Genomic DNA, 26,941 nt, shown 5'->3' with positions numbered 1-26,941 from the left:
GTGATGTTGAGAAGCGGCACATTGGTATCGACACGATCGTCAGGAGAGGCCGAGGCGCCAAGATGATCTGACGAGATCACGATCTTCCGCTCACCTTGAACCCTTTAGCATTCCCCGGTCTTCCCCGATCCGTATGCTCCATTCCTCCGGCGTCTGCGTCTTGACGTCGAACTGATCCCGGGTCCGCGTATAGGTGTGGCCGCCCATGCGGCCGACGGCGTCCATCCGTTGCTGGTCGATGTACAGGTTATCAGGGTTGACCGCGTCGCTGCGGACGTAGACGCCGACGACCTCTCCGAGGATGATCTCACGAGCCGGACCCACCTGGAGGGTCGTGTGACGGCGGCACTCCAGCGCTGCGGGTGCGGCAAGGATACGAGGACTGCGCACCATGTTACCCGGCACGGTTTCGAGGTCAGCTTCCGTCAACTCATCGACCTCGGGGGCAAACTTGATCGCGCAAATTTCCATCTGGGAAACGAGCGCGTCATCGCAGATATGGACCGTGAATTCGCCGGTTTCGCGGATGTTGCGGGCGGTATCCTTGAAGCGCATGTCGGAATAGTTCTCGACGCCGATGGCGACGATGGCCGGATCATGGGTCAGAACGTTGAAGAAGCTGAACGGACCGGCATTCGGCCGGCCCGCCTTGTTCACCGTCGTCACCAAGGCGATCGGACGCGGAATGACCGTGCCGATCAGGATCTTGTAGCGCTCGCGCTCGGTGAGCTTTGCGAAATCGAAATGCGTGTGGTGCTTGTTATCGGTCATGTCAGGCGCCTGCGTCTATGCGATGGGTTTCGAGCGGCGTGTGCCGGCTGAGGTTCTCGAAGCCATCCTTGGTGACGACATACATGTCGCCGATGTTGCAACCTGCCGACAGCGGCTCCAGCCATTGCGTGTGCATCACGAACACCATGCCTTCTTCCAGCCTGTCGTAATTATGGGAGGAGATGTTGAAGCTGTTCTGCCCGCCGGCCATGCCGACGGAGTGGCCGAGGTTCGGATTGTGCGGGCCTTCGGTTGCGGGGTAGAGGTGCATGAGCGTGCGGCCCTGTGCCTCCCAGTCGATATTCTTCACATATTGCCGGGGCACGAGGCGGGCACTGCCATCCTCCATCGGCGCCCAGTTATACGGCATGCCGCGCGCTTCGGGCGAAGTTAGCATGCCGCGCTCGATCATCGGCTCGAAGGCCGCATTGTTGATGTCGCGCATCAGGGTGCCCGGACGGATCAGCTTTTCTGCGCGCTTCACCCCATCGGTGCAGGCCGCGAGCACCTCTTCCTGACGGGGCGTGATATCGCCGACCGCGATCATGCGGGCCGTCTGCGCGGTGTAGCCGCGATATGTCACGTTGGAGATGTAGAGGTTAATGAGGTCGCCGAGGCGGACGATATGGCCGTAGGGCTTTCCGCAATGGGTACCGAATTCGTTGATGCCGATCTGGTAGCCGTCGCCCGTCTCACCGCCGAGTGCCATCTGCGCGACGCTGAAGGCCGCGTAGATTTCGTGATCGGTCACGCCGGGTCTGGCGACATGATAGGCGGCCTGCGTGCCGATGCTGGCAAGCTGGGCTGCAGCGTGAAACATCTCGATCTCACGCGGCGACCGCACTTTCTGCAGGCGGTCGAGGATGGCGTTGTCGGCGACGAACTTTGCCGTGGGCAGCAGGTCCTCAAGCCCGGCCCAAAATGTCAGCGAGGTCCGGTCGCCGATGCGGCCGATCTGGCCTTTGGACAGGCCAAGGCTGCCGAGCAGTTCCGCGCACTTCTCCGCCGTCTTGATGACGCTGTCGCCGGGGCGGTCGGCATATTCGCGGCCGATCGGACCAATCTGCCAGATGTCTTCGACGAGGACAGGCTCGCCACCAGGCGGCAGAAGAACGGACTGGGTGAAGAACGAGAGGAGGACCATCGGCTTGTCTTCATCCGTCGGGATGATGAGCACGCCTTCGCGCATCCAGTCGCAGATGTAGCGGAGATAGGCATTCGAGGTGTGGAACCAACCGACGCCGCCAGTGTGGACGATAAGGGCGTCGTGCCCGGCTTCCACGGCCTGCCGGCGGATGCGGCGCAGGCGCTCCTCGAACTCTTCGACGGGCAGCGGCAGAGGTGCTGAGAAATCAAAATCGGGCGCGAAATCCGCAAGCAGCGATCCGATGCGGTGGGCGCCTGTCTGGGTCGGACGTATGTTCATGAGCGATGTCCTTGAGCGTTTGGCAGAGTTTGAGAGGGATGGGTCAGGGCTGCCTCTGTGGCGCGAGGACGCGCCGTGCAACGAGCATCACCACGAGGGTGAGGCCGATGAGGATGCCGGAGATGGCGGCCACGCGGACGTCGAGGGATTCCTCGATGAGCGCGAACATACGCAACGGCAGCACGGTCGTCTGAGCGTCGGCAAGGAAGAGCGAGACCGAGACGTTATCGAGCGACTGGATGAAGACGAGGAAGGCGCCCGCGAGAATGCCCGGCATCAGGAGCGGGATCGTCACCCGGCGCAGCGTCGTGAACCACGTCGCGCCCATCACTGTCGATGCCTCTGCAAGCGATGGGTTGAGCCCCTGCGCCACAACGGAGGCCGCGCGGTACATCAGCGGCCCGAACACCACGACATGCCCGGTCACCGTCAGCCAGAGCGAGGGCTGGAGGCCGACGAAGTTCGCGACGATGAGGGCGGCCAGACCATAGACAAGGCTCGGTAGAACGAGGGGCGCCAGCAGCAGAGGCTCGATGGTGCCGACGGTGCTGCGCCGCATCCGCGTCATGCCGATGGTGGCAGGCACGGCAAAGAGGAGTGCACCAAGGACAGCAAGGCCGGCGATCTTCAACGAGTTCCAGGCGGCGGCGTGTTCGATCGCCGAGCGGACCGGATCGAGCAGTGCCTCGTACCAGCGGAACGAAAAGCCTTCCGGCGGATATTTGAGCGTCTGTCCCGAGGTGAACGACATCGTCAGCGCGATGACGATAGGCGCCACCAGATAGACAACGCACAGGCTGCCGAAGCCGAACACGAAGACCTTGTAGAGCAGAGCCGGGACCGGATTTTCCTTCATGTCACGCATGGCCGACCAGCCTCCTGTGGCGGGATATCATCGTCATGGCGACCAGGAGGCAGCCGGTGGAAATGAGAAGGACGACCGCGATGGCGGAGGCAAGCGGCCAGTCGAACAGCGTGCCGACCTCGCGGTAGATGAGCTGCGGCACATAGACATTGCGCGCCCCGCCGATAACCGCCTGCGTCACGAAGGAGCTGCTGGTGCTTGCAAAGACCAGTATCCACCCGGCAAGCAGACCCGGTAGCATCAAGGGCAGAAGCACGGTGACGAGAATGCGCCACGGACCCGCGCCCGAGACCTGCGCTGCCTCGGTGAACTGCACGGGTGTGCGCGAGAGGATGGCGACCAGCGGCAGGATGATCAGTGGCAGGTCGATCTGGCACATGGCCAACAGCAGCCCGAACTCGGTAAACATCAGGCTGATCGGGCTGCCGGTCAGGCCCAGCGCCATCAAAGCCTCGCTGATCGGCCCCTGCCGTCCCAGAATGACGATCCATGCGAAGGTGCGCACGACGTTGCTCGTGAGCATGGGAATGAGTGTCAGGAAGATGATGATCTGGCGGGCGGTGCGGCCGCTGTGCCAGTAGAGGAGCGCGATGGGCACGCCGAGCAAAGTCGTTCCCACCACTGTTTCCAGCCCGAGCCGCGCCGTGGAGACGAGGACCCGGAAATTGAATGCGTCGCCGAAGAAGCGCCCGTAATGTTCGACGGTCGCTCCTCCCGGCCCGGAAAAGCTGAAGCCCACGAGGACGGCGAGCGGCGTTGCGAAGAACGCCACCGATAGCATGAGCATCGGCACGACATAAGGAAAACCGCTCGCCTTCATGGTCTTTGCTCCTCAGCCGGCAGCCAGAGCGTCGAACGCGCGGATCCATTCCGCGCGGTTCTTGTTGATGGCCGCCCAATCCGGGTAGACCATCTTGGAGAGCTGATCGCGGGTGACGTAGGCTTCGATGCCCGGCGTCAGCGCGACCTCCTTGTTGGTCGGGAACATCTCCGTCGGCGGCATCTTCAGCATGTCCTGCGCGGCCTTGGAAATCGCGGCATCCATATAGGCATAAGCCGCGTCGAGGTTCTTGGCGCCCTTTGTCAGGTGGATGTTGACGGGGGCGGCGGGAGAACCCGTTTCGGGCTGTACGAATTCCGCATTCATGCCCAGCGACTTCAGCCGCGCGACATTGCCGGTCGAGCACATGAACACGGCGATTTCCCCCTGCTGGAAGAGCGTCATCTGGTGGTTGGTGCTGTCGACCACGCCCTGAAGCTGCTCGGGATGCTCCTTGAAGAGCTTGAAGACGGCATCCATGTCGTTTGGCCCCGAGCCGAAGATTTTTGCCATCTCGGTATAGGCCATGACGGCGGTGTTGGAGGCAAAGCCGGTCCACGACACCTTGCCCTGGTAGGCCCGGTTCTCGAACAGGTCACGGTAACCCTTGGGCTTCGGCACAATGTCGGGATTGTAGGCGATGCCGTTGACCTCGATGGTGACCGTCGGGCCATACTCACCCTGGAAAGCGGGATCGAGCATACCCCAGTTCTTCAACCGGCCGGGGTCGATCTTCTGGATCAGGTCCTTTTCGATGGCGATGGCCATCTGGCCCGGCGACATCAGGAGCGTGTCGAAAGGTGGGTTGCCGGGACTTGCCATGACCTTGGCGAGCTGGTCCTGGGCCATGGCCGGGGCGATCGTCAGGCCAAAGCCTTCCGCCTCGAGGATGGGCGTTAGCGCTTTGCGATATGCGTCTTCCCAATTACCGGGAAAGGTCGCCGCGATGGCCGTGCCGCCCGCGGCGCGGGCGGAGAACGGCAGGGCGGCGGATGCGGCAACGCCCGCGGCAAGCATGCCAAAATGGCGGCGGCTGAGTTTGAAGTCATGCATGATGTTCACCTCTGTTGATTATCGTTCTGTCGACGGCATGGATTCCGGCACCGCCGGAAAGACGTGACACCTTGCGGTGTCGATCTCGGCAAAGATCGTCATCCCCGGCTCTGGGATGAGGGTGGAAGGACCGCGAACTTCGGAAGCGCGAAGGCCGGAGCCGTCAGCGAGCACCATGTCGTGGACCAGTGTCGGCCCCAGCGGCACGGAAACGGTGACGGCCGCTGGCAGAGTATTTTCACCCGGCTGCGACGACAGACGGACCTCTTCCGGACGGACGGTGACCGTGACCTTGGAACCGACTGTGAAGTTCAGACGGCGCGGCAGGTTGAGCGGAAAACCGTTGTCGAGCGCGATGTTCGTACTGGCGGTCTGCAACTCCGTGACCGTGCCGTGCAGCACGTTGGCCTGGCCGATGAAGGTGTTGACGAACAGGGTTTTCGGCCGGTCGTAGACTGCCATCGGCGTGTCGATCTGCTCGACATTGCCCTTGTTCATCAGCACCAGACGGTTGGCGAGGCTCTGCGCCTCTTCCTGATCGTGAGTAACGATGAGCGTGGTGATGCCCAGCGTCTTCTGCAGGTGGAGAAGCTCGACCTGCAGGTCGAAGCGAAGGGCACGGTCGAGCGCGCCGAAGGGCTCGTCGAGCAGCAGCAGCGAAGGACGCGCCGCAATGGCGCGGGCCACCGCAACGCGTTGCTGTTGCCCGCCCGAAAGTTCGCGCGGCAAACGGTTGCCGTAGCCACCAAGACGGACCAGCGACAGCATTTCCTCGACGCGCGCCTTGCGCTCGACGCGCGGCACCTTCTGGCAGGCCAACGGATAGGCGATGTTTTCCGAAACTGTGAGATGCGGGAAGAGCGCATAGTTCTGGAAGACCATGCCGATGCCGCGTGACCGCGCCGAGATATGGGCAAGATCGTCATCGCCGAGAACGATCCTGCCGGCCTTCGGCTGGATGAGCCCGGCAATGGCGCGCAGTACGGTCGATTTACCGCAGCCGCTGGGACCGAGCAGAGCGACAATCTCGCCTGCCTCGACATCGAAGGAGATGTCGCTCACAGCGTTCTGGCCGCCATAGCTGTGGGTGACCCCGCGAACGCTGAGCCGCTTGCGATCTGCCATTGTTGCGATGTCCGGCATCGGGCTTCCCTGTTCTGGCGTTGCGACGATCGACAGCCCCTTCCGCGTCACGGTGGGGCGTGAAGGCGTTTGCGACAGGCGTGTTGCTTCGATCGTGTTCATGCAAAGGCATTTGCAAGGGGCGTGCCAAACGCGCCAGACGCCAGAGGAAATCTCGTATCTGGCTCATTTTAATGATATATTTATGATTTACATAGTTTCGTATATTTGGTCGTAAATAAAATATCAAAGATTAAATTAAATGCACATGAGCATCATTTGACCGCTATTGTATATTTTATAAGCATTTCGATACCTGCCTGAACCGGGTGCAATCATCCGCCGTCCCTTTAAAGCCGCGCGTGGACGTTACATGGCAGATGCGCCTGTTCCCTCCATGGATGAACATTGTCCGGCCTCCTGCCTTCAAAAACGCGCTGACGACCAGAAAACAAGCAGCTTATGTGCAAATTTTAATTCGCACATACTTTCGTATATTTTGCCGATTGCGCGATAAAGTAAAATAATTGATTTTATTTCAGTGGCTTACCGGGACAAATGACAAGTTGGCACGGCATTTGCTTCGATGCTTTCGAGACTTAACAATCGGAATCGTCAAAGGGCATCCTATGAAAAACGTGCAGACACTTATGAAGGCTGGCCTGGCATGCGCGGTGATGTCGCTTTCGGCAGCATCCGCGCTGGCTGCGGAAGGCGCGGTCGTGAAGATGGTACCGGAGACGGACATCGGGAAACTGCCGGGCGTCGCTCTTTCGCAGACGCTGGCGGATGCCCTGCCAGCAGGCATCAAGAAGATCGGCGTTCTCAAGGTCGCGACCGACCTGACCCCGCCGATCAGCTTCCACAGCGACGAGGGCAAGCTGGTGGGCATCGATGCCGACCTCGCGGCGGCCCTCGGTGTTATCCTCGGCGTCGAGATCCAGATGACGGATGTGGGTGCCGGTGCGGCGATCGTGCCGTCGATCCTGTCGAAACGCTTCGACATCTCGATCTCCGGCATTAATGACGATCCGGAACTGCAGAAGCAGGTCGATGTCATCGACTATATGTTCGACGCGACGACGATCATGACGATCAAGGGCAACCCGCTCGGTATCAAGGACATGGGCGATCTCTGCGGCAAGAAGGTCGCGGTTCCCGTTGGTACCTTTCAAGGCAAACTGGTCGAGGCGGCCTCCGCGAAGTGCGCGACGCCGATCGATATCATGTCCATTCCGAAGATGCCGGATGTTCTCCAGGCCGTCCGCACCGGTCGGGCGGATGCGACCGTGAACGGCTACGCGACAAGCGTCTACACGACGGCAAACCAGACCGGCAAAGGCAAGGGCCTGCAGGCGCTGCCGGATGTCCGGCTCGCCGTCGGCTATCTCGGCATGCTGACGGCGAAGGACAATCCGGAACTGCGCGACACCGTTGTCGCGGCCCTGCAGCAGATGGTCGACAGCGGGGCCTACCAGTCCATCATGACGAAATGGGGCCTCGGACCGCTCGCGGTGAAGACCGTCAAGGTCAACGATGCCGCCAACATGCCGGTGGAATGAGCCCATGTCCCTGTTTGTCGCTCCCTCCACATCCCTTCACCTTGCACCCCCGGTCGTCAGGTCGATCCGATGGGGGCAGTTTCTGACCGGGACCAGCGCGATCCTCGTTCTGGCCTTCTTCGCGATGATCGTCGCGCAGAGCCAGAGCATCCAGTGGGCCGAGATCCCGCGCTACCTTGTTCACCCCTCGATTTTGCGGGGGGTGCTGCTGACATTGCAACTGACCGCGGGGGCGATGATCTTCGGCATCGCGCTTGGCTGCATCCTCGCGCTAATGGCGACCTCCAAAAATCTCGTTCTGAAGGTCATCGCCGCGGCATTCGTCTGGTGGTTCCGGGGCGTGCCGCTGATCGTGCAGATCTTCTTCTGGTTCAACATCGCCCTCTTCATCCCGCAGATCGGGATCGGCGACTTCAGCATTTCGATCAACGATCTGGTCACTCCGGCCTTCGCCGGCTTCCTGGCGCTCGGCCTGCATGAAGCCGCGAACATGTCGGAGATCATTCGCGCAGGACTGGTCGCCGTCGACAAAGGCCAGCGCGAGGCGGCAACCGCCCTCGGGCTGAAGCCGCGGCAGACGTTCCAGACCGTCATCCTGCCGCAGGCGGCGCGCCTCATCGTGCCGCCGACCGGCAACCAGGCCATCGGCATGCTGAAGGCAAGTGCCATCGTCTCCGTCATCGGCATGCAGGACCTGTTGACGCAGGCGCAGGCGATCTACGCCCGTACCTTCCTCGTCATCGAGCTCCTGTTCGTCGCCTCCATCTGGTACCTCGCCATCACCACCGTCGCCTCGGTCGGTCAGCACTACCTGGAGAAAAGCCTCCAGCCAAAGAACCGCAGCGCGACGACCGCGCCGGCGCGGGCGTGATCCTCCCTCACCCATGATACCCATAAGACGCCACCGAAGTGCGTCGCATCCGGAAACACGAAAAGGACGTTCGACATGAAACTCGGAATCGACAGCATCAAGCTGCCTCAATCCAAAACGCGCGGACCGCTCGCCAGCCTCGATCACGTGAAGGAGCTGGGCCTTGCCGGTATCTTCTTCAGCACGGCACTGGACATGAGCCCGACGCTCGATCCCGGCGCGCTCGGCGACATCCGCGCCAGGGCCGACGACCTCGGCCTCTACCTCGAAAGCGGCATCGGCAAGATCAACCCCTATTGCAGCGCGGAGGAACCGGCTCTGCGGGCGGCGGGCGGCGGCGATATCATCGCCGGCTTCACCCGCATGATCGAGGCGAGTGCGGCGATCGGCTGCTTCGAACTGTGGGTCGCGCCGGGCAATTTCAAGTCCGAATATCGCGGCCGGCTGGCCAATGACCGGTTTCGCACGGATGTAAGTTGGCAGGACCAGCTGGACGGCATGGAAAAGGTTTTGCGGAAACTCGCACCCGTCGCCCGTGCCAATGGCGCGCACATGAACATCGAAACCCATGACGAGATCACCTCGTTTGAAATCCTGCGCCTGATCGAGAAGGTCGGCGAGGACTGCGTCGGCGTGGTGTTCGACACGGCGAACGGCCTGCAACGCGGCGAGCATCCGGTCTTCGCCGCCCGCCGCCTCGCTCCGTACATCCGCCAGACGCATATCAAGGACGCCTATGTCGGTCGGGCGCCCGGCGGTCTCGACTTCCAGACCCGGCCCTGCGGCGGCGGCATCGTCGATTTCGCCACCATCCTGCCGATCCTCGCCGACGCCAACCCGGCCCTCAACCTCTCGCTCGAAGTCGCCCAGTCGGTCGAGGACAAGCCGCGCCGCGCCAATCCGCGCCAGTGCATCGAAATCGACGACCCGACCTGGCGGGCCGGGCATCCCGATCTGACAAAGGACGAGCTCGCCGCCTACATGGCGATGGTGGATATCTACGAGGCGCGGGTAAAGTCGGGCGCCGTTCCGGATTGGGAGGCCTATGAAGCCAGGCAATACGGCTATCCGACCTATGAGAACCAGTCCTATGGGTTCAACGCCGCGATCGGCTTCATCCAGCAATCGGCCGATCACATCCGTTCGATCTGCCGGGACAAGGGCATTGAGCTTGCCTCCCCCGAGGCGAAGCAGCAAGCGGCCTGATTGTCGCTCCGGATGTCGAGCGCGCAACCGGCGTCGATATCCGGAACGAACCTTTGGATTGTGGGATGTGCGCAGGAACATTCTTATGGAAAGAATTACGGCATAGGGATATCTGGAAAGAAGGGCTGCCGTCGTTCGGGAAGCCAACGTGATGTGGAGACACCTATGAGAAAGCCGCGCCGGCAAAACACGAAAGCCTCGTCGGGCACCAGCGGCGCTGCGGAAACGGCGGAGACTGGCAATGACGATGTCTCGGAGCGCATCCGCAACACGCTGGCCGCCGCCATCGGCGAAGGCGCGCTGAAGCCCGGTACAAAGATCCTCGAGGAAGCCATCGCCGAGCATTTTGGTGTCAGCCGCACCGTCGTGCGCGGAGCGCTCGGCGTGCTCGAAAGCGATCATCTGCTGGAGCGCAAGCGCAACCGCGGCACCTTCGTCGCCGAGCCCAGCATCGAACAGGCGAAAAGCCTCTTCGAAGCCCGCCGCAAGCTGGAGCACCTTCTCCTCGACCTCGTCATCGCGCGCGCGACGATGGAGGAACTGGATGCCCTGAAGACGCTGACGGACGAAGAAGAGCACATCCACCATCACGGCGACGAAAAGTCAAAGACCGTTCTCTCCGGCAAATTCCACATCGTGCTGGCGGAGCTTGCCGGCAACCCGGTCCTGACCGAAATGCTCGCCAAGATCGTCGCCCGCCTCTCCCTCGTCATGTCGCTCTACGAGGAAGAGCGCAAGGACGACTGCGGGGCCGACCACCACCGCCTCATCGTTACCGCCCTGAAGGCCAAGGACCTGCGCAAAGCCCAGGACCTCATGGACCACCACCTTGCCGACATTGAAGCGCGCGTGCGACTGACCGAGGGACAGGGCGACCGGCATACGTTTCTGGCCGTGCTGGAAAGCTTCTCGTAGGCGCCAGAGCGCTCTGGTCGAAATAGCAAAACACAGGGCGCATCGGCTGCGCCCTGTGTTTTAAGCCGATCGGCATTTCGTTCAGGGAATGGGCTCGAACTTCAGTTCGCTGAGGGGAACGACCTTGTCGTTGCGCACGATCTTGTATTCCGTGTTCGGGCCGAGCCACTTGTCCCAGATCTTGCCGAGTTCGCCCGACGTGTCGAGCTTGCGAAGCACTTCGTTGATCTTGGCGGTCAGCGCGGGCTGGTCCTTCTGCATGCCGACGCCGATGGGCTGGAAGATCATCGGATCGGGGATCATGCGCATCTTCTTGCCCTGGGTCTGGGACTGGTTGACGAACTTCGTCGTCGTCATGGTGTTGGCGACCATGCCGCGCGCCTTGCCCTGCTGGACGGCGAGGTAGGCCGATGCCGTATCCTGGAAGGTCAGTGGCGTGGACTTGTTGAGCTTGATCGACATTTCCGAGGTCGAGCCCTTGGTGGAGGCGATGCGCTGGCCTTCAAAGTCGGCCTTCGTCTTGCCCGGATCTTCATCGGGAACGATCAGCATTTCCTTGGCGAGGTAGTAGGGGTCGCTGAACTGGATCTGCTCGGCGCGGCTGAGCGTGTAGGCAAGGTTTGCGACGGTAATGTCGACGCGTCCGAGCTTGACTTCCGGCACGCGCGCTTCGACGGACACAGGCTTCACTTCGGCCTTGACCCCGAGTTCCGTGGCGATGGCGTTGCAGAGATCGACGTCGAAACCGGCCATTTCGCGGGTCTTCGGATCCGGCGACGCGAAGGGCGGAACGTCGGCGAAGGTCGCGCAACGCAGGGTCTTGGCAGACAGGATATCGGCGAGCTGATCGGCCTTCGCAGGTGCTGCAAGAGCCGTCGCTGCCAAAGCGAGGCCGAGTGTGATGCGTGTCAGGGTCATGCTGTTCTCCTTTGATTATTATGGGGTAGAAAGTGACGTCCGTCAGTGCCGCAGGTCGGCAAGGAAGCGCTGGGCTCGCGGATGGCGGGGATGGGTGAAGAACTCTTCGGGCGTCGCCTTCTCGATGATCTCTCCGGCATCGATGAACCAGATCCGGTCGGCGACATCACGCGCAAAGCCCATTTCGTGCGTGACGCACAGCATGGTCATACCGTCCCTGGCGAGGCTCTTCATGACGGCGAGCACTTCACCGACCATCTCCGGATCGAGCGCGCTGGTCGGCTCGTCGAACAGCATCACCGGGGGCTCCATCGCCAGGGCACGGGCAATGGCGACACGCTGCTGCTGTCCGCCGGAAAGCTGGCCCGGATAGGCCGTCGCCTTGTCGGCAAGGCCGACGCGGTCGAGCAGCAGCAGCGCCTTGTCATGGGCGACATCGCGGGCGATGCCCTTTACCCGGATGGGCGACATCGAGACATTGTCGACCACGGAGAGGTGCGGAAAAAGGTTGAAGCTCTGGAAGACGAAGCCGATGCGGCTGCGCAGACGGTTAAGGTCCCGTGTCTTCATCGGCGCGTGAATGTTCTGACCGTCGAATGTGATCACGCCACTGTTGATCTCCTCCAGCCGGTTGATCGTGCGGATCAGCGTCGATTTTCCGGAGCCCGAAGGGCCGCAGATGACGACGACTTCGCCGCGTGCCACTTCAGCGTCGATGCCCTTGAGCACCTCGTAGGTGCCGTATGTCTTGGAGACACCGGCGATCCGGATGGCTGTCGGATCCTGTCCAGTTTGCGGGCCTGTTCGATCGAGGCTTATCATGGCTGCTCCGTTGCGATTTTAACCGGCGGCGCAACCACGGCGGCGGTGCGGCCTGCGGACAGGCCGGCACGCCTGCGGGTAATGCGGCGTTCGAGACGATGTGTGGCGTGGGTCAGGCTCCAGCAGATCACGTAGTAGATCACGGCCAGAATGAGGAAGACCTGGAAGGGCTGCGTCAGAAGCTGGTTGTTCACCTGGCTTGCCGCGAAGGTCAGGTCGGGAACGTTGATGACATAGCCGAGCGTCGTATCCTTGATGGTAGACACGAAAGTGGAGAGGATGCTCGGGATCATATTGTAGAGCGCCTGCGGCAGAATGACGAAGCGCATCGCCCCGAGGTAGCTGTGACCGAGTGCTTTCGCCGCATCCATCTGCCCGTGGCTGAGAGCGACGATGCCGCCGCGCACGACCTCGCTGAGGAAGGCACCCTGGTAGATGACGAGCGTGGTCAGCATGGTGACGAAGCTCGGCACGTCCGCGCCGGTCATCAGCGGCACGAGGAAGTAGCTCCACAGAATCAGCATCAGCAGCGGTACGCCGCGCGTGACATAGACCAGCACGGTAACGGGCCAGCGCAGCAGCCGCCATTTGGAAAGTCGGGCTAAAGCCATGAGAATACTGACGGGAAAAGCAAGCGCGATGCTGAGCGCCGACAGGATCAGCGTATTTGCAAGACCGCCCAGCGGGCCGTTCGGATACTGCCCGATGAGCAGCAGCAGCCAGTAATCCTGAAAGATCGTGACGATATCAGTGATCATGCGCGCGCACTCCGCGAGACGTCGGTGCGCATGGTCACCACGGCGCCGGCCGCCATGATCAGCAGGGTGAAAGCCAGGTAGAGCACGGTTCCGATCACGTAGATCTCGAAGGTGCGAAAACTCAGGTTCTCGACCTCTTTTACTGCATGCGTCAGCTCGGACGCGCCGATGACGATGCCGAGACTGCTGTTCTTGAACAGGGAAACGCTGTGGTTGATCAGCGGCGGCAAGGCGTTACGCACCCCCTGCGGCATCAGCACATAGCGCATGGCCGAGAGATAACCGTGGCCGAGCGCACGCGCCGCCTCCATCTGCCCCACGCCGACGGAGCGAAGGCCGGAGCGCAAATCCTCGCTGAAATACGCCGCCTGGCACAGGCCAAGCCCCACTACGGCGAAGATCGCCTCGGCATTGTGGTTCGACAGCCAGAAGGTCAGCCAGTCCGGCAGCAGCGTGAAGATGCCGAAATACCAGAGCATCAGCTGCACCAGCGTCGGCACATTGCGGTGATAGGAGACGTAAGCCGAAACGAAGGCATTGCCGAAGCGGCCGGGCGAGAAGCGCAGCGCCAGCAGCAGCACGGCGAGCGTCATTGCCAGCACCCACGAGCCGATGGCGATCACGAAGGTCATCTTGATGCCTTCGATCAGCATTGCGACATAGTCCGGATTGGACAGGATCGCGGTGATGTCGAACCCGCTCACGGCGTCTGGTCCGGCGCAGGCGCTTTGGGACGCACGGTTTCCGGGCGCGCGGTCTGCAGACCACCCATGACCTGAAGCGTTGGTGTGATTTCCATATGGCCGATATTGACGGCGATGGGGGCAGCGATGGCAAAGGCGATGGCATCGGCGATATCAGAGGCTTCCGGCAGTTCGAAGCCGTCGATGAAGCGTTCGCGGATGGACGGATCGTCGCCGTGGACATGCGCGAAGATATCGGTCGCCACGCGTCCGGGGCAGATCTCAGTGACCCTGACGCGCTTGCCGAACGCATCGATGCGCAGCTGGTTGGACAACATGCTCACCCCGGCCTTCGTCGCGTGATAGGAGGAGTTCCCGCCGAAATTGTAGGCGCCCGCGATGGACGAGATGTTGATCACATGGCCATTGTCCCGCGCGACCATGCCCGGCACGACCATGCGGCAGAGATGCAGAACGGCACGCAGGTTGACGTCGACGAGAAGATCGATGTCGGCTTCGTCGGCCTCCAGAAACTTCTTCGGCCGGTCGACGCCGGCATTGTTGACGAGAATGTCGAATTCGGTTTCGGCCGTCAGCCGGGCGAGCGCCGCGCGGTCCGTCACGTCGATGACATGCGGGACGCAGCCCGTCTTCGCCGCGAGCGCCTTCAGCGGCTCGGCACTGCGCGCCAGCGCGTGCACCTCGATGTTCTCACGGCACAGCCGCTCCACGACGGCAGCGCCGATGCCGGACGAAGCGCCGGTAACAAGGGCTGTCCTGTAGTCGGAAAATGACATTCGTATTCCCTTCCCCGTCCGTTTTTTTCACAGTAACCAAACTGTCCGGTGCTGAATAAGACCGATTATCTTTGGAGCAATAAGCAAGCCTTATGGTGATCATAAAATAAGCAGAACGCTCCGGCATGCGCTTGCAAATGCAGCAGAATGTGCGTGCATTGCACAATGCAGCGATCTGCTAAGTGATGGATTTGGCTTTGAAATATCAGGGTAGGATTATAGAGTAGCGGTAAGTGGAGCGATCTATAGGCAGCACGTGGATATCAGGCGTTTAAAATCTTTCATCGTCATCGTGGATACAGGCAGCATCACGCGGGCGGCCGATATCCTTCACGTTGCCCAGCCGGCCCTCAGCCAGCAGATGGCCTCGCTGGAGGAGCATTTTGGCCAGAAGCTGTTGTTGCGCAGCCAGCAGGGCGTGAGCATGACGGATGCGGGCCACGCCGTGTATCGCCATGCGCAGATTATCCTGAGGCAGATGGACCAGGCACAGGCCGACGCCTCAGCCGCCGGCAATTCGCTGGCCGGCCGTGTATCCGTTGGCCTCGTGCCCTTCAGCAGCGCGGCGACGCTGTCGGTCGATCTGCTGGCGGAAACGCGAAAGCGGCATCCCGGCATTCTCCTGCATCTGACGGAGAGCGTCGGACAGACCTATAGCCAGATGATCATGACCGGCCGTCTGGAGATGGCGCTGATTCATGGCGTTGGGCCATTGAAAGGCGTGAAATTCGAACCGATCCTCAGCGAGGAGTTCTTTCTCGTCGCGCATCCGAACTTCGCCATCGAGGCGGATGAGAAGCCCGTTGCGGTCGCGGCGCTGGATGGGCTGCCGTTGCTGATGCCACCGGCCTACAACTTCGTGCGTCGAGCGGTGGATACCGCCTTTACTCGCAGCCGGGTCAATCTGAAGGTCGTCGGCGAGGTGGAGATTGTACGCACTCTGACCCGTGCCGTCAGCGCCGGTCTCGGCGCGACGATCATGCCGAAGGCGATTGCGGACCGGATCGTGACCGAGTCCGGCGAGCCGCTGGTCTGCCGCATGGTGACGCCGCGCATCGAGGAAACCTTATCGCTCTGCGTGGCGGATGGCATGTCGCTGTCCGAGCCCGCAACGGCCGTGCGGGATATCCTGCTGGAACTCACCGCGCGGCTGAAACTGCCGCGTGGCTGATATCCGGCATCAACGAAGGCCCTGTCAGCGCAGGTCGGCGCAGAACTGGGAAAGCCGGGCGCAGGCCTCGTCCAGCTTCTCCATGCTGGTGGCATAGGAGATGCGGAAAAACGGGCTCATGCCGTAGGCCGCACCCTGAACGGTCGCGACGTGATGTTCCTCGACCAGTGCCATGACGAAATCGGTGTCCGTCTCGATCTTGCGGCCGCCCTTCGATGTCTTGCCGAGCAGGCCGGAGATGTTCGGGAAGATATAGAACGCGCCTTCCGGCTTGTGGCACCGGATGCCGTCGATCTCCGCGAGTTTGCCGAGCACGAAATCGCGGCGCTGCTTGTATATGCCGGCGCGCGCTTTCAGAAGGTCCTGCGGTCCGTCGAGCACGGCGACGGCTGCGGCCTGCACGACGGTCGCGGTACCCCCGCCGTTCTGGCCGTTGACGTTGCTGATTGCCTTGATCAGGTCTTTCGGGCCGCCGCAGAAGCCGAGCCGCCAGCCGGTCATGGCATAGGCTTTCGATGCGCCGTTCATGGTGAGTACCCGGTCGTACAGGCGTGGTTCGACTTCGGCGATGGTGCAGAATTCGAAGCCGTCATAGATCAGATGTTCGTAGATATCGTCGGTCATGATCCAGACGTCGGGATGGCGCAGCATGACGTCGGCGATCGCCTTCATCTCCTCCCGCGAGCAGGCGGCGCCTGTCGGATTGTTGGGGAAGTTGAGGAAGAGCCATTTTGTGCGGGGCGTGATCGCCGCCTCCAGATCTTCCGGCCGGATCTTGAAACCGGCCTGCTGCGGGCAGGCGACGGGCACCGGTACGGCGCCGGCAAAGCGGACGATATCGGCGTAGCTGATCCAGGACGGCGTGGGGATGACCACCTCGTCGCCGGGATTGCAGGTGGCGAGAATGGCGTTGAAGATCACCTGCTTGCCGCCGCCGCAGACGACGATCTGGCTGGCATCGTAGTCGAGATTGTTGTCGCGCTTGAATTTTCGCGAGATTGCAGCCTTCAGCGCGGGCGTCCCGTCCATCGACGGGTACTTCGTGTCGCCCGCAAGCGCAGCGGCATGGGCCGCTTCGGTCGCGTGGGCGGGGGTCGGAAAATCCGGCTCGCCGGCCGACAGGCTGATGACGCCGATCCCTTGCGCGGCGAGATCGCGCGCGCGCTGGGTCATGGCAGCGGATGCGGAGATGGAGACGTTCTTGAGGCGGTCGGCAATGGCGGGCATCGGGTTTGCGCTTTCGGTCTTTGTGGTTGGGTCCGGATCAGGATTCGACGATGTCAGACGCCGGGGCGATGGTCGCGCCGATGGCCTCGATCTCGCTGCGCACGATCCGCGCGAGGTCGAGAGACCCGGGCGTATCGCTGTGGACGAGGATGGAGCGTGCTGGCATGGCTCGCGTCGCGCCGTCGATAGTGGTGACGGTGCCGTGCAAGAGGAACTGCCGAACGCGGGCGCGCAGCGCGTCCTCCTGCTTGATGACGGCGCCCGGCAGGCCGCGTGCAACCAGCTTGCCGTCCGCATCGTAGGCCCGGTCGGCAAGGAACAGCAGCAGCGTCTTCAGCCTGGCACGCGCGGCCGCTGTCGCGATGATGCTGTCGGGCATGGCAAAGACGATGAGGTTCGGATCGACGGTGCGGACGGCGTCCATCATCAGGTCGGCGAGCACGGGATCGCGATTGACCATATTGCCCATGGCAGCGTGGAAGCTGATATGCGCGACGGGCACGCCCTCGCCTTTCGCGACCGCCGTCAGTGCGCCGAGCTGATAGAGCATCTGCTGGCGCAATTGGTCGTTGGAGGAGGGAATCTCGCGGCGGCCGAAACCGAGCCTGTCCGGCAGGCCCGGATGCGCGCCGACGCCGACGCCGTTCGCCTTGGCGAGCCGCACCATCCGCGCCATCGTTTCGGGATCGCCGGCATGAAAGCCGCAGGCGATATTGGCGGAGGAAACGACCTGCATCAGGGCTTCGTCGTCGCACAGGCTGTAGGGACCAAAGCCCTCGCCCATATCGGAGTTTATGTCGATCTTCACGGATTTACCTCCTGTCATCGGCCTGCCATCGCCTTAAGCGCCCGCCCGACGTGTCCCGCGGTGGTTCCGACGTCGCAGATATAGGCGGCAATCGCCTGGTCGAGTATCCGCGCCTCCGCATGCGTCGCGCGCACGAAGCGCAGACGGGTGCCAATGCGGGCCTGGCCCAGCCGCCAGAGGTCGGCCTCAACGATGCCGGCGATCTTCGGATATCCGCCCGCCGTATTGGCATCGCTCATCTGCACGATGGGCTCGCCGCCCGGCGGCACCTGAACGACACCTGCGACGATGCCGTGGGAGCGCATCTCGACCGGTTCCGTCAGACGGATGGGATTGCCCGAAAGGCGGTAGCCCGTTCGGTCGCTCTGCGCGGAGATCTTCCAGTCCTCGTTCCAGAACCGCTCGGCATCCGCCCCGAACAGATCGTGTTCGCCGGCCGGCAGTGCCCGGATCAGCAAGGCGCCGTTTTCGGCCACAGGGAAGAGCGATGCCATGTCGCGCAGGGGAGGCACCACGCCGAAGCCGCCCGCGGGGAAGACACCGGTCGCCGGAGACCCCAGCCGAAGCACGTCGCCCTTGCGCAACGCGCGACCGTGATTGCCGCCGAACGCACCGCGCAAGGAGGTGCTGCGCGAGCCCATGACCGGCGCCACATCGACACCGCCGCCGAAGGCCACATAGGCGCGGGCCGATGTTTTCGACGGCAGGATTTCAAGGATTTGGCCGGTGTATGCTATCTGCATCCACCAAGGAGGAAGCGTTTCGCCGTCAAGCGCCGCGGAGCCGCCGCCCGTGACGGAGAACGCAGTCTTCTGCTCAAAACGGATCCGCACGGGAAATGTCTGGAGTTCGACCGCCGCGGCTCCCGCATCGTTGGCAACCAGCAGATTGGCGATCGTCAAAGCCAGCGGGTCCATCGCTCCGCTCACCGTGACGCCGATGTCGCGGTAGCCCGGCCGGCCGAGGTCCTGGATCGTGTTCAGCGGTCCGGTGTCGACGATCTCGATCACAGCTCGATCCTTTCGGGGAGAAAGCGCACGATATCGCCCGGCGCCATCAAAGCTGGTACTTCGGCTGCGGGGTCGAACATCGGCAGGTCGGCAAAGCCGATCGAATTCCAGCCATTCGGCCCGGTCAGAACGGCAACGCCCGTCTGCATGCCGCCGATGGTGACGCAACCCTTTTCCATCCGCAAAGACGGCACGGTCTTGCGCGGCATGTGAAGGCGCGGATCGAGCCCGTGCAGGTAGCCGAAGCCCGGCGCGCTGCCGAGCGCAAACACCGTATAGGTGCCCTGATGATGCAGCCGCACGACTTCCTTGTCGGAAAGACCGCAGAGATCGCAAAGGGCGGCCAGATCGGTCGCATGCGCGCCGCCGTAATGAACGGGAATGTCGATCGTCTTGCCTTTGATGTCGATGCTTTCGGCGCGTTCCCAGGCGTCGAACAGCCTAGATATCACGCTGTCGGGGTCTTCCGGCACGGCCTTGAAAACGGCCAGCAGATTGGTCATGCCCGGCACGGTTTCGATCACGTCAGACCACCGCCGCACGGTCTGCGTCAGCGCCCAGATCCGGCGTTGCGCGGCAAGGTCGAACTCGCCCGGCGCATCGAGTAGGAACGCCCGCGCGCCGATGGCCGAGATCTTGGGTCGCGACCGGATCAGCGGTCGGCTGGCAAGGGAATTGGCTGCGCGGCTCATGAGCGTGCCTCGATGTCGAACAGGGGATCGCCGAAGCCGACAAGGGCATCTGTAACGACAAGGCACCGCGTGACGGTGCAGGCTTTTGAGGCCCTGACGGGCACCAGCACCGGCCCGATGCGCAGGCAGGCAAGAATGTCTCCGGCACGAACGGTTCGCGGCAGTTCGCTCGGGATCGTATCGAGGTCGAAGATGCCGGCCATTGGCGCGGTGAGGATATCAGCTGCTGATGCATTGCCGGCATGGGGGCGCACCGTCGCGCGCGGGGTCTTCCCCTCTACGACCAGCCGCAGCGTGCGCGACGACTGCTCGATCTCGATGCCGTCCACGCCGGCGGCCGTCAGGGCGGCGGCAAGCGCGTCGAGGAGGGCGGGATCGGTGAAGTCCAGCTTGCTCATGCGGCGCTCCGCTGCTTCAACCATGTCTCGAGATAGTGGATATCCGTGCCGCCGGCCGCAAAGGCCGCGTCTTCGAACAGCGCGCGCAACAGCGGCAGGTTGGTGGCGATGCCGTCGATGCGCGTCTGCGCAAGCGCATTGCGCATGGCGGCAATGGCCTCCGTCCGGCTCGGCGCATGCACGATCAGCTTGCCGATCAGCGAGTCGTAATAGGGCGGCACCTTGTAACCGGCATGGACATGCGTATCGACCCGGATACCGGGGCCGGATGGCAGGGCGATGCCGGTGATGGTGCCGGCTGCGGCCAGAAACGTTTCGGGGTCTTCCGCATTGATGCGGCATTCGAAGGCATGCCCTTCGGTCGCCACATCCCCCTGCCCCAGCGCCAGCGGTTCGCCCTGCGCCACGCGGATCTGCGCCTGGACGATGTCGATATCCGCCGTCATCTCGGTCACGGGATGCTCGACCTGAAGCCGGGTGTTCATCTCGATGAAGTAGAACTCGCCACCCTCATAGAGAAACTCGAAGGTGCCGACGCCGCGATAGCCGATCAGCCGGCAGGCGGTGAGGCAGGCTTCGGCAACGGGGCCGATGCTTTCCGGCGCGATACCGGGCGCGGGCGCTTCTTCTACCACTTTCTGGTGGCGGCGCTGCATGGAGCAATCACGATGCCCGAGCCAGATGGCGTTGCCGTGCACGTCGCAAAGAACCTGTATTTCGATATGGCGCGGATGCTGGAGAAATTTCTCCATGTAGAGCGCCGGGCTGCCGAAGGCCTGCCGCGCTTCCTCGCGGGTCAGCGACACCGCCTCCTGCAGATGTCCCGCCTCGTGCACCACGCGCATGCCGCGTCCGCCACCGCCGCCGGCCGCCTTGACGATCACGGGGTAGCCGATCTCGGCGGCGATGGCCTGGACTGCGGCCGGATCGTCCGGAAGCGCGGTATCGGGACCGGGAACGCATGGGACGCCGGCCGCCATCATCGCGGATTTCGCGGCGATCTTGTCGCCCATGGTCGAAATCGAGGCGGCGGTCGGCCCGATGAAGACCATCCCGGCCGTCTCGATGGCATTGGAAAAAGCGGCATTCTCTGACAGGAAGCCGTAACCGGGGTGAATGGCGCCGGCACCCGTCAGGCGCGCCGCCAGCAGGATCGCATCCTGATTGAGATAGCTCTTGCCGGCGCTTGCCGGGCCTATGCAAAGCAACCTGTCTGCCAGCGCACCGTATTGCGCGTCCCGGTCGGCCTGCGAGCAGATCATGACCGTCTTCAGGCCCAGATCCTTGCAGGCTCTGAGCACCCGCAGCGCGATCTCGCCGCGATTGGCGATGAGGACCGTATCGAAGCCGCGTGCTTGCTGCGCGTTTGTTGCGTCCCCGGACATCAGGCAATCTCCGCCAGCAGGTCGCCCGCCTCGATCTCGGCGCCATCCACGCCCGCGAGCCTCACGATGCGCCCCGTGCGTGGCGCGGCAATGCTATTGAAAACCTTCATGGCCTCGATGATGAAAAGCGTCTGGCCGGCCTCGACGATATCGCCAACGGCGACGAACGGCTTTTCGCCGGGTGCCGATGCCGCGTGCAGCACACCGAAGATCGGCGCGATCACCTGCGTCGAACAGGCCTCTCCGGCAGCAGCGGCAGGCGCAGAAATCGGGCCAGCGGTTTCGCCCGTCGTCTTCGTCCGGAAGATCCGGACCGTCGTATCCTTTTCGCTCACCGTGAGTTCGGTGATGTCGGATTGGCCGACGAAGTCGATCAGGGTTTTGATTTTCGAGAGGTCCATTCGCCACCTGCTTGCAAGGTCCCGGTTCGCTGACAGACGCAGCGAAGGGCGCCATTCTTGCTACATCAGCGATGGGGCGATGGGGTCAGACGAAGTTTTGATGGAGCGCGTTTCTGGTTTGCGTCCGAGACGGTTCGTGGTGAATGGCGACAGGGAGGCCAGTTCGGGAGGTTTGGCGACGGTGAATAGCAATGAACCCCGGAAAAGGCATTCTTCTCAAACTTCTGGCAGCCCTCTGCGCGACCTTGATGGCGGCGAGCGTGAAGGGGCTGAACGGTGCGATTCCGACAGGGGAAGTCGTGCTCTTCCGCTCGGTCGGCGCGCTCCTGCCCCTGGGGATCTGGCTCGGGCTCCAGGGAAACCTTGTTGCCCTCACCCGCACGAAGCATTTCGGCGGGCACCTCGTCCGCAGCATCTCCGGCACGGGCGGCATGTTCTTCGGCTATCTCGCGCTCGCCTATCTGCCGCTCGCCGACGCAACGGCGCTAAGCTATGCCGCGCCGCTCTTCACCGTCATCCTTGCTGCCGTGCTCTTAGGCGAGGTTGTGCGGGTCTACCGCTGGACGTCGGTCGCGGTCGGCTTTACCGGCGTGCTGGTGATGCTGGCACCGCATCTCGATATTTTCAAAGCTGACGTCATCGGTATGGGCATGCTGCTCGGCAGCGCGGCAGGGCTCGTGGCGGCGTTCTTCTCCGCGGTTTCCTCGGTGCAGATCCGTCACCTTGCAAAGACCGAACAGCCGGGCGCCATCGTGCTCCATTTTTCTCTCGTCACCACCGTCATCGGCCTGGCGACGGCTGTCTTCGGTTGGACGATGCCGAGCGTCACGCAGCTTTGTCTCCTGCTTGCCGCCGGCATTTCCGGCGGCATGGCACAGATCTTGATGACGTTGAGCCTGCGCCATGCGCAGGCCTCTTTGCTTGCGCCGTTCGAATATTCGACGCTGATCTGGTCCGTAGTCATCGGCTATCTCGCCTTCGGCCAGCTTCCCGTTATCACCACAATCACGGGCGGCGTCATCGTTGCAGCAGCCGGTCTGTTTGCCGTGTGGCGCGAGAGCCGGCTGAAGCGGAGTTGCAGATGACCGAAACGGCGCTGGCCGCCGCCGAGGCCTGATACCAAGTGTCGTTGATAGGACCTATAGGTTTCTTTCGTCGACACTTGGTATGAGATCAGATATCCGACCGGAAGCCCTTCGCTTTCAGCACCGGTTCCAGATTGCTCACCTCGATCACCGATTTGCCCGCCTTGTAGGCGGCGATATAGCCGGCTTCGGCGTCTTCCCGCTCCTGCGAAAGCTTTGCTACCGCCTGCGCCTCGCCACGACGGACGACCACCAGCCCGTCGGCATCGCCGACGATGATGTCGCCGGGATAGATCAGTTCGTCGCCGACGATGATCGGATCGTTGACCGAGGTCAGCGTTTCCTTGACCGTGCCCTTGATGCAGACGCTGAGCGAGAACACGGGAAAGCCGAGATCGCGGAGCTGCAGTGTGTCGCGCACGCCGGTATCGGTCACGAGGCCGCCGATGCCCTTGGCAAGGCAGGCATTGGCCAGCACGTCTCCGAAGGAGCCGGCCTCCTCGTATTCGCCACCGGAGACGACGATGATATCGCCGGGACTTGCATAGTTGATGGCAAGTTGCAGCATGACATTGTCGCGCGGTGCACTTTTCACGGTAAAAGCCGGGCCGCATAGCTTCATGCGGTAATCGACCGGCTTGATGCGCGACGACAGGGCGCCACGACGCCCCTGAGCCTCATGGATGGTGGCCGGCGAGAAGGGTGAAAGCGCCTTGACGTCTTCCGCGCTCGGGCGTTCCGGGATTTGCTTGATATGGATCATGATCGGGTCTTTCGACTGTTTCAGGGATTGCGGTGGATGGAGGAGAGGACGCCCCGCACGTCGGGATGCGCCTCCTGGGAGAAGAACAGGTCGGGGCTGACGTCGAACGTCAGCCGCCCGGCGATGTAGGCACCACTAAAATTGACCTGTTCGGCACGCTGTTTGCTGTCGCTGGGAAGCGATGCCAGGATATCGACGCGCCCCTGCGTCAGTTCCGCCATACGGGTCTGTGGAGAAACTACGGTGAGCTTCGCTGTGAGGCCGCGCCGTTAAAGATGACGGCCCCCAGAATTCGCTTCATGTTCATGTCGTTCCTCACCAACAGCGCATCCTCTCGCTGGTAGGATAACATTTACCGGTTGCCGGGCATTCAAACAAATATATATTGGGCATAATAGATATATAAAATCGATATGGATGGTACGTGGGACGATGACGCTCGATCTCTTGAAGATGCGATACTTCAGCAAGATCGCGGAACTCGGCTCGTTTACCCGCGCAGCCGGTGAACTGGGTGTCGCGCAGCCGGCGTTGAGTTCGCACATGCGGGCTCTGGAGGAGCAGCTCGGCGTTCTGCTGCTCAACCGGACACCGCGCGGCGTGACGGCGACAGCAGCCGGCCAGACGCTTTTGGCCCACGCCCAGGCGATCCTCAGGGCCGTCGATCAGGCGGAGATCGCGACGAAGGAACAGGCAAAATATCCGAGCGGCGACGTGTCGCTGGGCATTCTCGGCTCAATCAGCCCGATCCTCGGCATTCCCGTCATCGAAGCGTGCGCGCAGCGCTTTCCCAAGGTGCGGCTGACGATCAGCGAGGGGGACAGCCAGGCGCTGCGCGTCGCGGTGGACACAAAGCTCCACGATCTCGCCGTCACCCTTGAGGGGGTTGCCAAGCCTGCCGCCATCCCCTTGTTCGATGAGGTGCTGTTTGCCGTCGGCGCAAACGGCCAGTTTGCGCCCGGTGAAACGCTGACGATCGAAAAGGCCCTCGGACTGCCGCTGATCCTGCCTACACGCAGACACGGGATTCGTATCCTTCTCGAACGACAGGCGCTGATGCTCGGTCGCGAGATCAATATCGTCAGGGAGATCGAGGGCGTAGCGAGCACGAAGGCCGCCATCCGCGCCGGACTGGGCGTCACGATCCTCGGGCGCGGTGCCGTCTACGCCGATCACGAGAACGAACGCCTGTCCACCGCGACGCTGGTGAAGCCCGGCCTCCAGCGCCGACTTGTTCTGGATATGCCGGTCAACCATCCGCCCAGCAGGGCCGTCATCGAGGTCCGCAACATTGTACTCTCGGTCGTGGAGAAGCTGGGAGCCGAGGGTCATTGGAGCTGCACGGATGTCAAATCAGGGAAAAGCCGGTAACGAGGCCGGCCTTTTCCTTGGCCCCTCCTTGGCCCTGTTTGTCAGGAAAATACGATCTGCGCCTTCATCGCCCGACTGCGGTCGGAGGCGATGTCGAAGGCGGAGAGAGCATCGTTGAGCGGCACGGTGTGTGTGATCAGCGGCTTGACGTCGATCAAGCCCTTGCGCATCAGGGCGACGCCCGTGGCGAACTCCTCGTGAAAACGGAAGGAGCCACGCAGGTCCAGCTCCTTGGCGGTGATCACCGTCATCGGCAGGGTCATGTCCCCACCCAAGCCGAGCTGAACGATGATGCCGCGCGGCAGCAGGGCGGGAATGGCGCCGAGCAACGCCGGTGCGGCACCCGAGCATTCGTAGAGAACGTCAAACGTGCCCTTGTCCACCGCGTAAGGCGCCAGCCCATCGGGTTCGCTTGCCGTATTGATCGTACGGTCGGCGCCGGCTGATTTTGCCATCCCGAGCGTGAAGTCGGAAAGATCGACCGCCACGATTTCGGCCGCACCGGCACGCCGCGCCGCCAGGATCGACAGTACGCCGATGGGGCCGCAGCCGGTGACGAGCACCCGCTTGCCGAGCAGGTCTCCCGCCCGGCGCGTCGCATGCAAGACCACCGCCAGCGGCTCCGCCATGGCCGCTTCGCCGGGCGATAGATCGCCGGCGGGAACACATTGGTAAGCGTCTGCAACGAGGGTCTCGCGGAAGGCACCCTGAATATGCGGAAACGGCATGGCGCTGCCGTAAAACCGCATGTTCAGGCACTGGTTGTGCAGGCCCTGCTGGCAATATCTGCACATACGGCACGGCCGGGACGGCGACACGGAGACGAGGTCTCCGACCTCCAGCCCGTCAACGCCCTCGCCCAGAGCCTCGACATAGGCGGAAACCTCATGACCGAGGATCATCGGCTGCTTCAGGCGAACCGCGCCAAAACCGCCTTGATGATAATAGTGCAGGTCGCTGCCGCAGAGGCCGCCAGTGGCAAGCCGCAGCCGGACCTCGCCGAGACCGGTCTGTTCTTCCGCCGTCTCCTCGATGCGGAGATCCTTTGCGCCATGGGCGATGATGGCTTTCATGATGGCAACCTCACAGGACTGGGGTCGGAAGCGGCGCGCCGGCAAAGTGCGCTTGCAGATTGTCGCGAACCAGCTGCCCCATCGCCTTGCGCGTCTCGATGGTACCCGAAGCGTGATGCGGCTGGAGGAGGACATTGTCGAGCGCCAGGAAGCGCGGATTGAGCGCGGGCTCGCCCTCGAACACATCAAGGGCCGCCGAGCCAAGCGTTCCCTGTTCCAAGGCGTCGAGCAGCGCGTCCTCGTCGATATTGGATGCACGGGAAATGTTGATCAGCATTCCATCCTCCCCAAGCGCCGCGATGACCTCGCGGCCGACGATGTGACGCGTTTCGGCGGACGCAGCCAGTGTGACGAACAGAAAATCAACGTCCCGCGCGAGAGCGACCGGATCGGCCACGAACGTCAGGCCATCGGCCTCAGGCTTGGGCCGGGTGGCGCTGTAGGAGATCTGCATATCGAAACCCTTCAGGCGTTTCGCCACCTCCAGGCCGATGCGACCGAGGCCAAGAATGCCGGCACGACGACCCCAGACGCGGCGACGCAGGGGATACAGTCCCCGCGCGACCCAGCTTCCATCCCGCACCCAGGTTTCCGCGCCGATGACGCCGCGCGACTGGCAGAGCATCATGGCGACGCCGAGATCGGCTACGTCCTTGGTCAGCACGTCCGGCGTGTTGGTCACGCGGATGCCCCGTTCCCGACAAGCGGCCAGATCGACCGCATCGTAGCCGACGCCATAGACGGAGATGACCTCGAGATTCGGGCAGGCGTCGATCATGACGCGGCTGGCGCCCAGTTCGCCACGCGTCGCGATGCCCCGGATATCTGGCCCGATCTCGGCCAGAAAGGCATGCTTGTCCGCCGCCTCGAAATAGCGATGGACCACAAACGCGGCGTTCAGGGGCGTCTCGTCCCATTCCGGATAGGGACCGACCTGAAGGATATTCGGCTTTGTCATTATGGCTCTC

28 protein-coding genes and 1 pseudogene are annotated in these 26,941 nt (G+C 62.6%); 7 read left to right on the top strand and 22 right to left on the bottom strand.

The window, feature by feature from the left end; translation table 11 throughout:
• Positions 1-90: 90 nt before the first annotated feature.
• From GA0004734_RS18275 to GA0004734_RS18250, 6 genes are read right to left on the bottom strand one after another with little or no spacing between them, the layout of a single operon-like run.
• Positions 91-771: a flavin reductase family protein gene (locus GA0004734_RS18275; protein ID WP_092936698.1), complete on the bottom strand. Its 681-nt coding sequence runs from the start codon at positions 769-771 to the stop codon at positions 91-93.
• 1 nt (position 772) lies between these two features.
• On the bottom strand, positions 773-2,197 hold the full coding sequence (locus GA0004734_RS18270) for a M24 family metallopeptidase (protein ID WP_092936696.1): 1,425 nt from the start codon (positions 2,195-2,197) through the stop codon (positions 773-775).
• 43 nt (positions 2,198-2,240) lie between these two features.
• Entirely contained in the window at positions 2,241-3,062 is an 822-nt protein-coding gene (locus GA0004734_RS18265; RefSeq protein WP_092936694.1) for an ABC transporter permease, read from the bottom strand.
• Positions 3,055-3,882 (bottom strand): ABC transporter permease, encoded by an 828-nt coding sequence (locus GA0004734_RS18260; protein WP_092936692.1) that lies wholly within the window; start codon positions 3,880-3,882, stop codon positions 3,055-3,057. The genes GA0004734_RS18265 and GA0004734_RS18260 overlap by 8 nt, the downstream gene beginning before the upstream one ends.
• Positions 3,883-3,894: 12 nt before the next feature.
• Positions 3,895-4,935: an ABC transporter substrate-binding protein gene (locus tag GA0004734_RS18255; protein WP_092938149.1), complete on the bottom strand. Its 1,041-nt coding sequence runs from the start codon at positions 4,933-4,935 to the stop codon at positions 3,895-3,897.
• Between the two features lie 18 nt (positions 4,936-4,953).
• The gene (locus GA0004734_RS18250) at positions 4,954-6,078 is read right to left on the bottom strand and encodes an ABC transporter ATP-binding protein (protein ID WP_092938147.1); all 1,125 of its coding nucleotides are present in this window, start codon (positions 6,076-6,078) and stop codon (positions 4,954-4,956) included.
• A gap of 608 nt (positions 6,079-6,686) precedes the next feature.
• On the opposite strand from GA0004734_RS18250, the gene GA0004734_RS18245 reads away from it, so the two are divergent.
• From GA0004734_RS18245 to GA0004734_RS18230, 4 genes are all read left to right on the top strand, one after another.
• The gene (locus GA0004734_RS18245) at positions 6,687-7,619 is read left to right on the top strand and encodes an ABC transporter substrate-binding protein (protein WP_092936690.1); all 933 of its coding nucleotides are present in this window, start codon (positions 6,687-6,689) and stop codon (positions 7,617-7,619) included.
• 4 nt (positions 7,620-7,623) lie between these two features.
• Positions 7,624-8,490, top strand: a complete 867-nt coding sequence (locus GA0004734_RS18240) for an amino acid ABC transporter permease (protein ID WP_092936688.1) — start codon at positions 7,624-7,626, stop codon at positions 8,488-8,490.
• A 75-nt stretch (positions 8,491-8,565) separates the two neighbouring features.
• Positions 8,566-9,696 carry a sugar phosphate isomerase/epimerase family protein gene (locus GA0004734_RS18235; protein WP_092936686.1) on the top strand — a complete coding sequence of 377 codons (1,131 nt, stop codon included), beginning with the start codon at positions 8,566-8,568 and terminating at the stop codon, positions 9,694-9,696.
• Between the two features lie 165 nt (positions 9,697-9,861).
• Entirely contained in the window at positions 9,862-10,611 is a 750-nt protein-coding gene (locus GA0004734_RS18230; protein WP_092936684.1) for a GntR family transcriptional regulator, read from the top strand.
• An 81-nt stretch (positions 10,612-10,692) separates the two neighbouring features.
• Here GA0004734_RS18230 and GA0004734_RS18225 read toward each other — a convergent pair whose 3' ends face one another.
• The 5 genes from GA0004734_RS18225 to GA0004734_RS18205 are packed head-to-tail and all read right to left on the bottom strand — an operon-like array spanning position 10,693 to position 14,589.
• Positions 10,693-11,529 (bottom strand): ABC transporter substrate-binding protein, encoded by an 837-nt coding sequence (locus tag GA0004734_RS18225; protein ID WP_092936682.1) that lies wholly within the window; start codon positions 11,527-11,529, stop codon positions 10,693-10,695.
• Positions 11,530-11,571: 42 nt separating this feature from the next.
• Positions 11,572-12,351: an amino acid ABC transporter ATP-binding protein gene (locus GA0004734_RS18220; RefSeq protein ID WP_092936680.1), complete on the bottom strand. Its 780-nt coding sequence runs from the start codon at positions 12,349-12,351 to the stop codon at positions 11,572-11,574.
• A complete protein-coding gene (locus GA0004734_RS18215; RefSeq protein ID WP_092936678.1) occupies positions 12,348-13,109 on the bottom strand; it encodes an amino acid ABC transporter permease in 762 nt (253 codons plus the stop codon). Before GA0004734_RS18215 ends, GA0004734_RS18220 begins: the two co-directional genes overlap by 4 nt.
• Positions 13,106-13,813 (bottom strand): amino acid ABC transporter permease, encoded by a 708-nt coding sequence (locus GA0004734_RS18210; protein WP_092936676.1) that lies wholly within the window; start codon positions 13,811-13,813, stop codon positions 13,106-13,108. Before GA0004734_RS18210 ends, GA0004734_RS18215 begins: the two co-directional genes overlap by 4 nt.
• A complete protein-coding gene (locus GA0004734_RS18205) occupies positions 13,810-14,589 on the bottom strand; it encodes an SDR family oxidoreductase (RefSeq protein WP_092936674.1) in 780 nt (259 codons plus the stop codon). The genes GA0004734_RS18210 and GA0004734_RS18205 overlap by 4 nt, the downstream gene beginning before the upstream one ends.
• A 256-nt stretch (positions 14,590-14,845) precedes the next feature.
• Between GA0004734_RS18205 and nac the strand changes: the two genes are divergently transcribed.
• Positions 14,846-15,760, top strand: coding sequence for a nitrogen assimilation transcriptional regulator NAC (nac, locus tag GA0004734_RS18200; RefSeq protein ID WP_092936672.1), 915 nt, complete (start codon positions 14,846-14,848; stop codon positions 15,758-15,760).
• Positions 15,761-15,784: 24 nt separating this feature from the next.
• Here nac and GA0004734_RS18195 read toward each other — a convergent pair whose 3' ends face one another.
• Genes GA0004734_RS18195 through GA0004734_RS18165 form a run of 7 tightly spaced genes read right to left on the bottom strand, consistent with a single transcriptional unit; the run spans position 15,785 to position 21,681 of the window.
• Entirely contained in the window at positions 15,785-16,987 is a 1,203-nt protein-coding gene (locus tag GA0004734_RS18195; RefSeq protein WP_092936670.1) for a pyridoxal phosphate-dependent aminotransferase, read from the bottom strand.
• 37 nt (positions 16,988-17,024) lie between these two features.
• Complete coding sequence (locus tag GA0004734_RS18190) at positions 17,025-17,795, bottom strand: 5-oxoprolinase subunit PxpA (RefSeq protein ID WP_092936668.1); 771 nt, start codon at positions 17,793-17,795, stop codon at positions 17,025-17,027.
• 14 nt (positions 17,796-17,809) lie between these two features.
• Positions 17,810-18,805, bottom strand: coding sequence for a 5-oxoprolinase subunit C family protein (locus GA0004734_RS18185; RefSeq protein ID WP_092936666.1), 996 nt, complete (start codon positions 18,803-18,805; stop codon positions 17,810-17,812).
• On the bottom strand, positions 18,802-19,497 hold the full coding sequence (gene pxpB / locus GA0004734_RS18180) for a 5-oxoprolinase subunit PxpB (protein WP_092936664.1): 696 nt from the start codon (positions 19,495-19,497) through the stop codon (positions 18,802-18,804). Before pxpB ends, GA0004734_RS18185 begins: the two co-directional genes overlap by 4 nt.
• Entirely contained in the window at positions 19,494-19,895 is a 402-nt protein-coding gene (locus tag GA0004734_RS18175; RefSeq protein WP_092936662.1) for a hypothetical protein, read from the bottom strand. Before GA0004734_RS18175 ends, pxpB begins: the two co-directional genes overlap by 4 nt.
• On the bottom strand, positions 19,892-21,280 hold the full coding sequence (locus tag GA0004734_RS18170; protein WP_092936660.1) for an acetyl-CoA carboxylase biotin carboxylase subunit: 1,389 nt from the start codon (positions 21,278-21,280) through the stop codon (positions 19,892-19,894). The genes GA0004734_RS18175 and GA0004734_RS18170 overlap by 4 nt, the downstream gene beginning before the upstream one ends.
• The gene (locus GA0004734_RS18165) at positions 21,280-21,681 is read right to left on the bottom strand and encodes an acetyl-CoA carboxylase biotin carboxyl carrier protein (RefSeq protein ID WP_092936658.1); all 402 of its coding nucleotides are present in this window, start codon (positions 21,679-21,681) and stop codon (positions 21,280-21,282) included. Before GA0004734_RS18165 ends, GA0004734_RS18170 begins: the two co-directional genes overlap by 1 nt.
• A gap of 191 nt (positions 21,682-21,872) precedes the next feature.
• On the opposite strand from GA0004734_RS18165, the gene GA0004734_RS18160 reads away from it, so the two are divergent.
• Positions 21,873-22,766: a DMT family transporter gene (locus GA0004734_RS18160; protein ID WP_092936656.1), complete on the top strand. Its 894-nt coding sequence runs from the start codon at positions 21,873-21,875 to the stop codon at positions 22,764-22,766.
• An 88-nt stretch (positions 22,767-22,854) separates the two neighbouring features.
• On the opposite strand, the gene GA0004734_RS18155 is transcribed toward GA0004734_RS18160, so the two are convergent.
• Together GA0004734_RS18155 and GA0004734_RS26460 are read right to left on the bottom strand one after the other, a co-directional pair.
• Entirely contained in the window at positions 22,855-23,529 is a 675-nt protein-coding gene (locus GA0004734_RS18155) for a 4-carboxy-4-hydroxy-2-oxoadipate aldolase/oxaloacetate decarboxylase (protein ID WP_092936654.1), read from the bottom strand.
• 20 nt (positions 23,530-23,549) lie between these two features.
• A pseudogene (locus GA0004734_RS26460) lies at positions 23,550-23,780 on the bottom strand (hypothetical protein); the annotation flags it as partial.
• A gap of 181 nt (positions 23,781-23,961) precedes the next feature.
• On the opposite strand from GA0004734_RS26460, the gene GA0004734_RS18145 reads away from it, so the two are divergent.
• Entirely contained in the window at positions 23,962-24,900 is a 939-nt protein-coding gene (locus tag GA0004734_RS18145; RefSeq protein WP_092936650.1) for a LysR family transcriptional regulator, read from the top strand.
• Positions 24,901-24,941: 41 nt separating this feature from the next.
• Here GA0004734_RS18145 and GA0004734_RS18140 read toward each other — a convergent pair whose 3' ends face one another.
• Together GA0004734_RS18140 and GA0004734_RS18135 are read right to left on the bottom strand one after the other, a co-directional pair.
• Positions 24,942-25,973 (bottom strand): L-idonate 5-dehydrogenase, encoded by a 1,032-nt coding sequence (locus GA0004734_RS18140; RefSeq protein ID WP_092936648.1) that lies wholly within the window; start codon positions 25,971-25,973, stop codon positions 24,942-24,944.
• A gap of 10 nt (positions 25,974-25,983) precedes the next feature.
• Positions 25,984-26,931, bottom strand: a complete 948-nt coding sequence (locus GA0004734_RS18135) for a 2-hydroxyacid dehydrogenase (RefSeq protein ID WP_092936646.1) — start codon at positions 26,929-26,931, stop codon at positions 25,984-25,986.
• Positions 26,932-26,941: the final 10 nt, after the last annotated feature.

This window comes from Rhizobium sp. 9140 (assembly GCF_900067135.1).
Classification (GTDB): domain Bacteria; phylum Pseudomonadota; class Alphaproteobacteria; order Rhizobiales; family Rhizobiaceae; genus Ferranicluibacter.
The sequence above is the reverse complement of the archived record's forward strand: the minus strand, read 5'-3'. Positions and strand labels throughout refer to the sequence as shown.

Bases quoted from the DNA above. Each gene is read 5' to 3' on its own strand.
- GA0004734_RS18145 (WP_092936650.1), top strand. From the start codon at position 23,962: ATGACGCTCGATCTCTTGAAGATGCGATACTTCAGCAAGATCGCGGAA.
- GA0004734_RS18230 (WP_092936684.1), top strand. From the start codon at position 9,862: ATGAGAAAGCCGCGCCGGCAAAACACGAAAGCCTCGTCGGGCACCAGC.
- GA0004734_RS18260 (WP_092936692.1), bottom strand. From the start codon at position 3,882: ATGAAGGCGAGCGGTTTTCCTTATGTCGTGCCGATGCTCATGCTATCG.
- GA0004734_RS18250 (WP_092938147.1), bottom strand. From the start codon at position 6,078: ATGCCGGACATCGCAACAATGGCAGATCGCAAGCGGCTCAGCGTTCGC.
- GA0004734_RS18135 (WP_092936646.1), bottom strand. From the start codon at position 26,931: ATGACAAAGCCGAATATCCTTCAGGTCGGTCCCTATCCGGAATGGGAC.
- GA0004734_RS18275 (WP_092936698.1), bottom strand. From the start codon at position 771: ATGACCGATAACAAGCACCACACGCATTTCGATTTCGCAAAGCTCACC.
- GA0004734_RS18170 (WP_092936660.1), bottom strand. From the start codon at position 21,280: ATGTCCGGGGACGCAACAAACGCGCAGCAAGCACGCGGCTTCGATACG.
- GA0004734_RS18270 (WP_092936696.1), bottom strand. From the start codon at position 2,197: ATGAACATACGTCCGACCCAGACAGGCGCCCACCGCATCGGATCGCTG.
- GA0004734_RS18155 (WP_092936654.1), bottom strand. From the start codon at position 23,529: ATGATCCATATCAAGCAAATCCCGGAACGCCCGAGCGCGGAAGACGTC.
- GA0004734_RS18220 (WP_092936680.1), bottom strand. From the start codon at position 12,351: ATGATAAGCCTCGATCGAACAGGCCCGCAAACTGGACAGGATCCGACA.
- GA0004734_RS18175 (WP_092936662.1), bottom strand. From the start codon at position 19,895: ATGAGCAAGCTGGACTTCACCGATCCCGCCCTCCTCGACGCGCTTGCC.
- GA0004734_RS18160 (WP_092936656.1), top strand. From the start codon at position 21,873: ATGAACCCCGGAAAAGGCATTCTTCTCAAACTTCTGGCAGCCCTCTGC.
- GA0004734_RS18165 (WP_092936658.1), bottom strand. From the start codon at position 21,681: ATGGACCTCTCGAAAATCAAAACCCTGATCGACTTCGTCGGCCAATCC.
- GA0004734_RS18235 (WP_092936686.1), top strand. From the start codon at position 8,566: ATGAAACTCGGAATCGACAGCATCAAGCTGCCTCAATCCAAAACGCGC.
- GA0004734_RS18225 (WP_092936682.1), bottom strand. From the start codon at position 11,529: ATGACCCTGACACGCATCACACTCGGCCTCGCTTTGGCAGCGACGGCT.
- GA0004734_RS18245 (WP_092936690.1), top strand. From the start codon at position 6,687: ATGAAAAACGTGCAGACACTTATGAAGGCTGGCCTGGCATGCGCGGTG.
- GA0004734_RS18255 (WP_092938149.1), bottom strand. From the start codon at position 4,935: ATGCATGACTTCAAACTCAGCCGCCGCCATTTTGGCATGCTTGCCGCG.
- GA0004734_RS18195 (WP_092936670.1), bottom strand. From the start codon at position 16,987: ATGCCCGCCATTGCCGACCGCCTCAAGAACGTCTCCATCTCCGCATCC.
- GA0004734_RS18215 (WP_092936678.1), bottom strand. From the start codon at position 13,109: ATGATCACTGATATCGTCACGATCTTTCAGGATTACTGGCTGCTGCTG.
- pxpB (WP_092936664.1), bottom strand. From the start codon at position 19,497: ATGAGCCGCGCAGCCAATTCCCTTGCCAGCCGACCGCTGATCCGGTCG.
- GA0004734_RS18140 (WP_092936648.1), bottom strand. From the start codon at position 25,973: ATGAAAGCCATCATCGCCCATGGCGCAAAGGATCTCCGCATCGAGGAG.
- GA0004734_RS18265 (WP_092936694.1), bottom strand. From the start codon at position 3,062: ATGCGTGACATGAAGGAAAATCCGGTCCCGGCTCTGCTCTACAAGGTC.
- GA0004734_RS18205 (WP_092936674.1), bottom strand. From the start codon at position 14,589: ATGTCATTTTCCGACTACAGGACAGCCCTTGTTACCGGCGCTTCGTCC.
- GA0004734_RS18240 (WP_092936688.1), top strand. From the start codon at position 7,624: ATGTCCCTGTTTGTCGCTCCCTCCACATCCCTTCACCTTGCACCCCCG.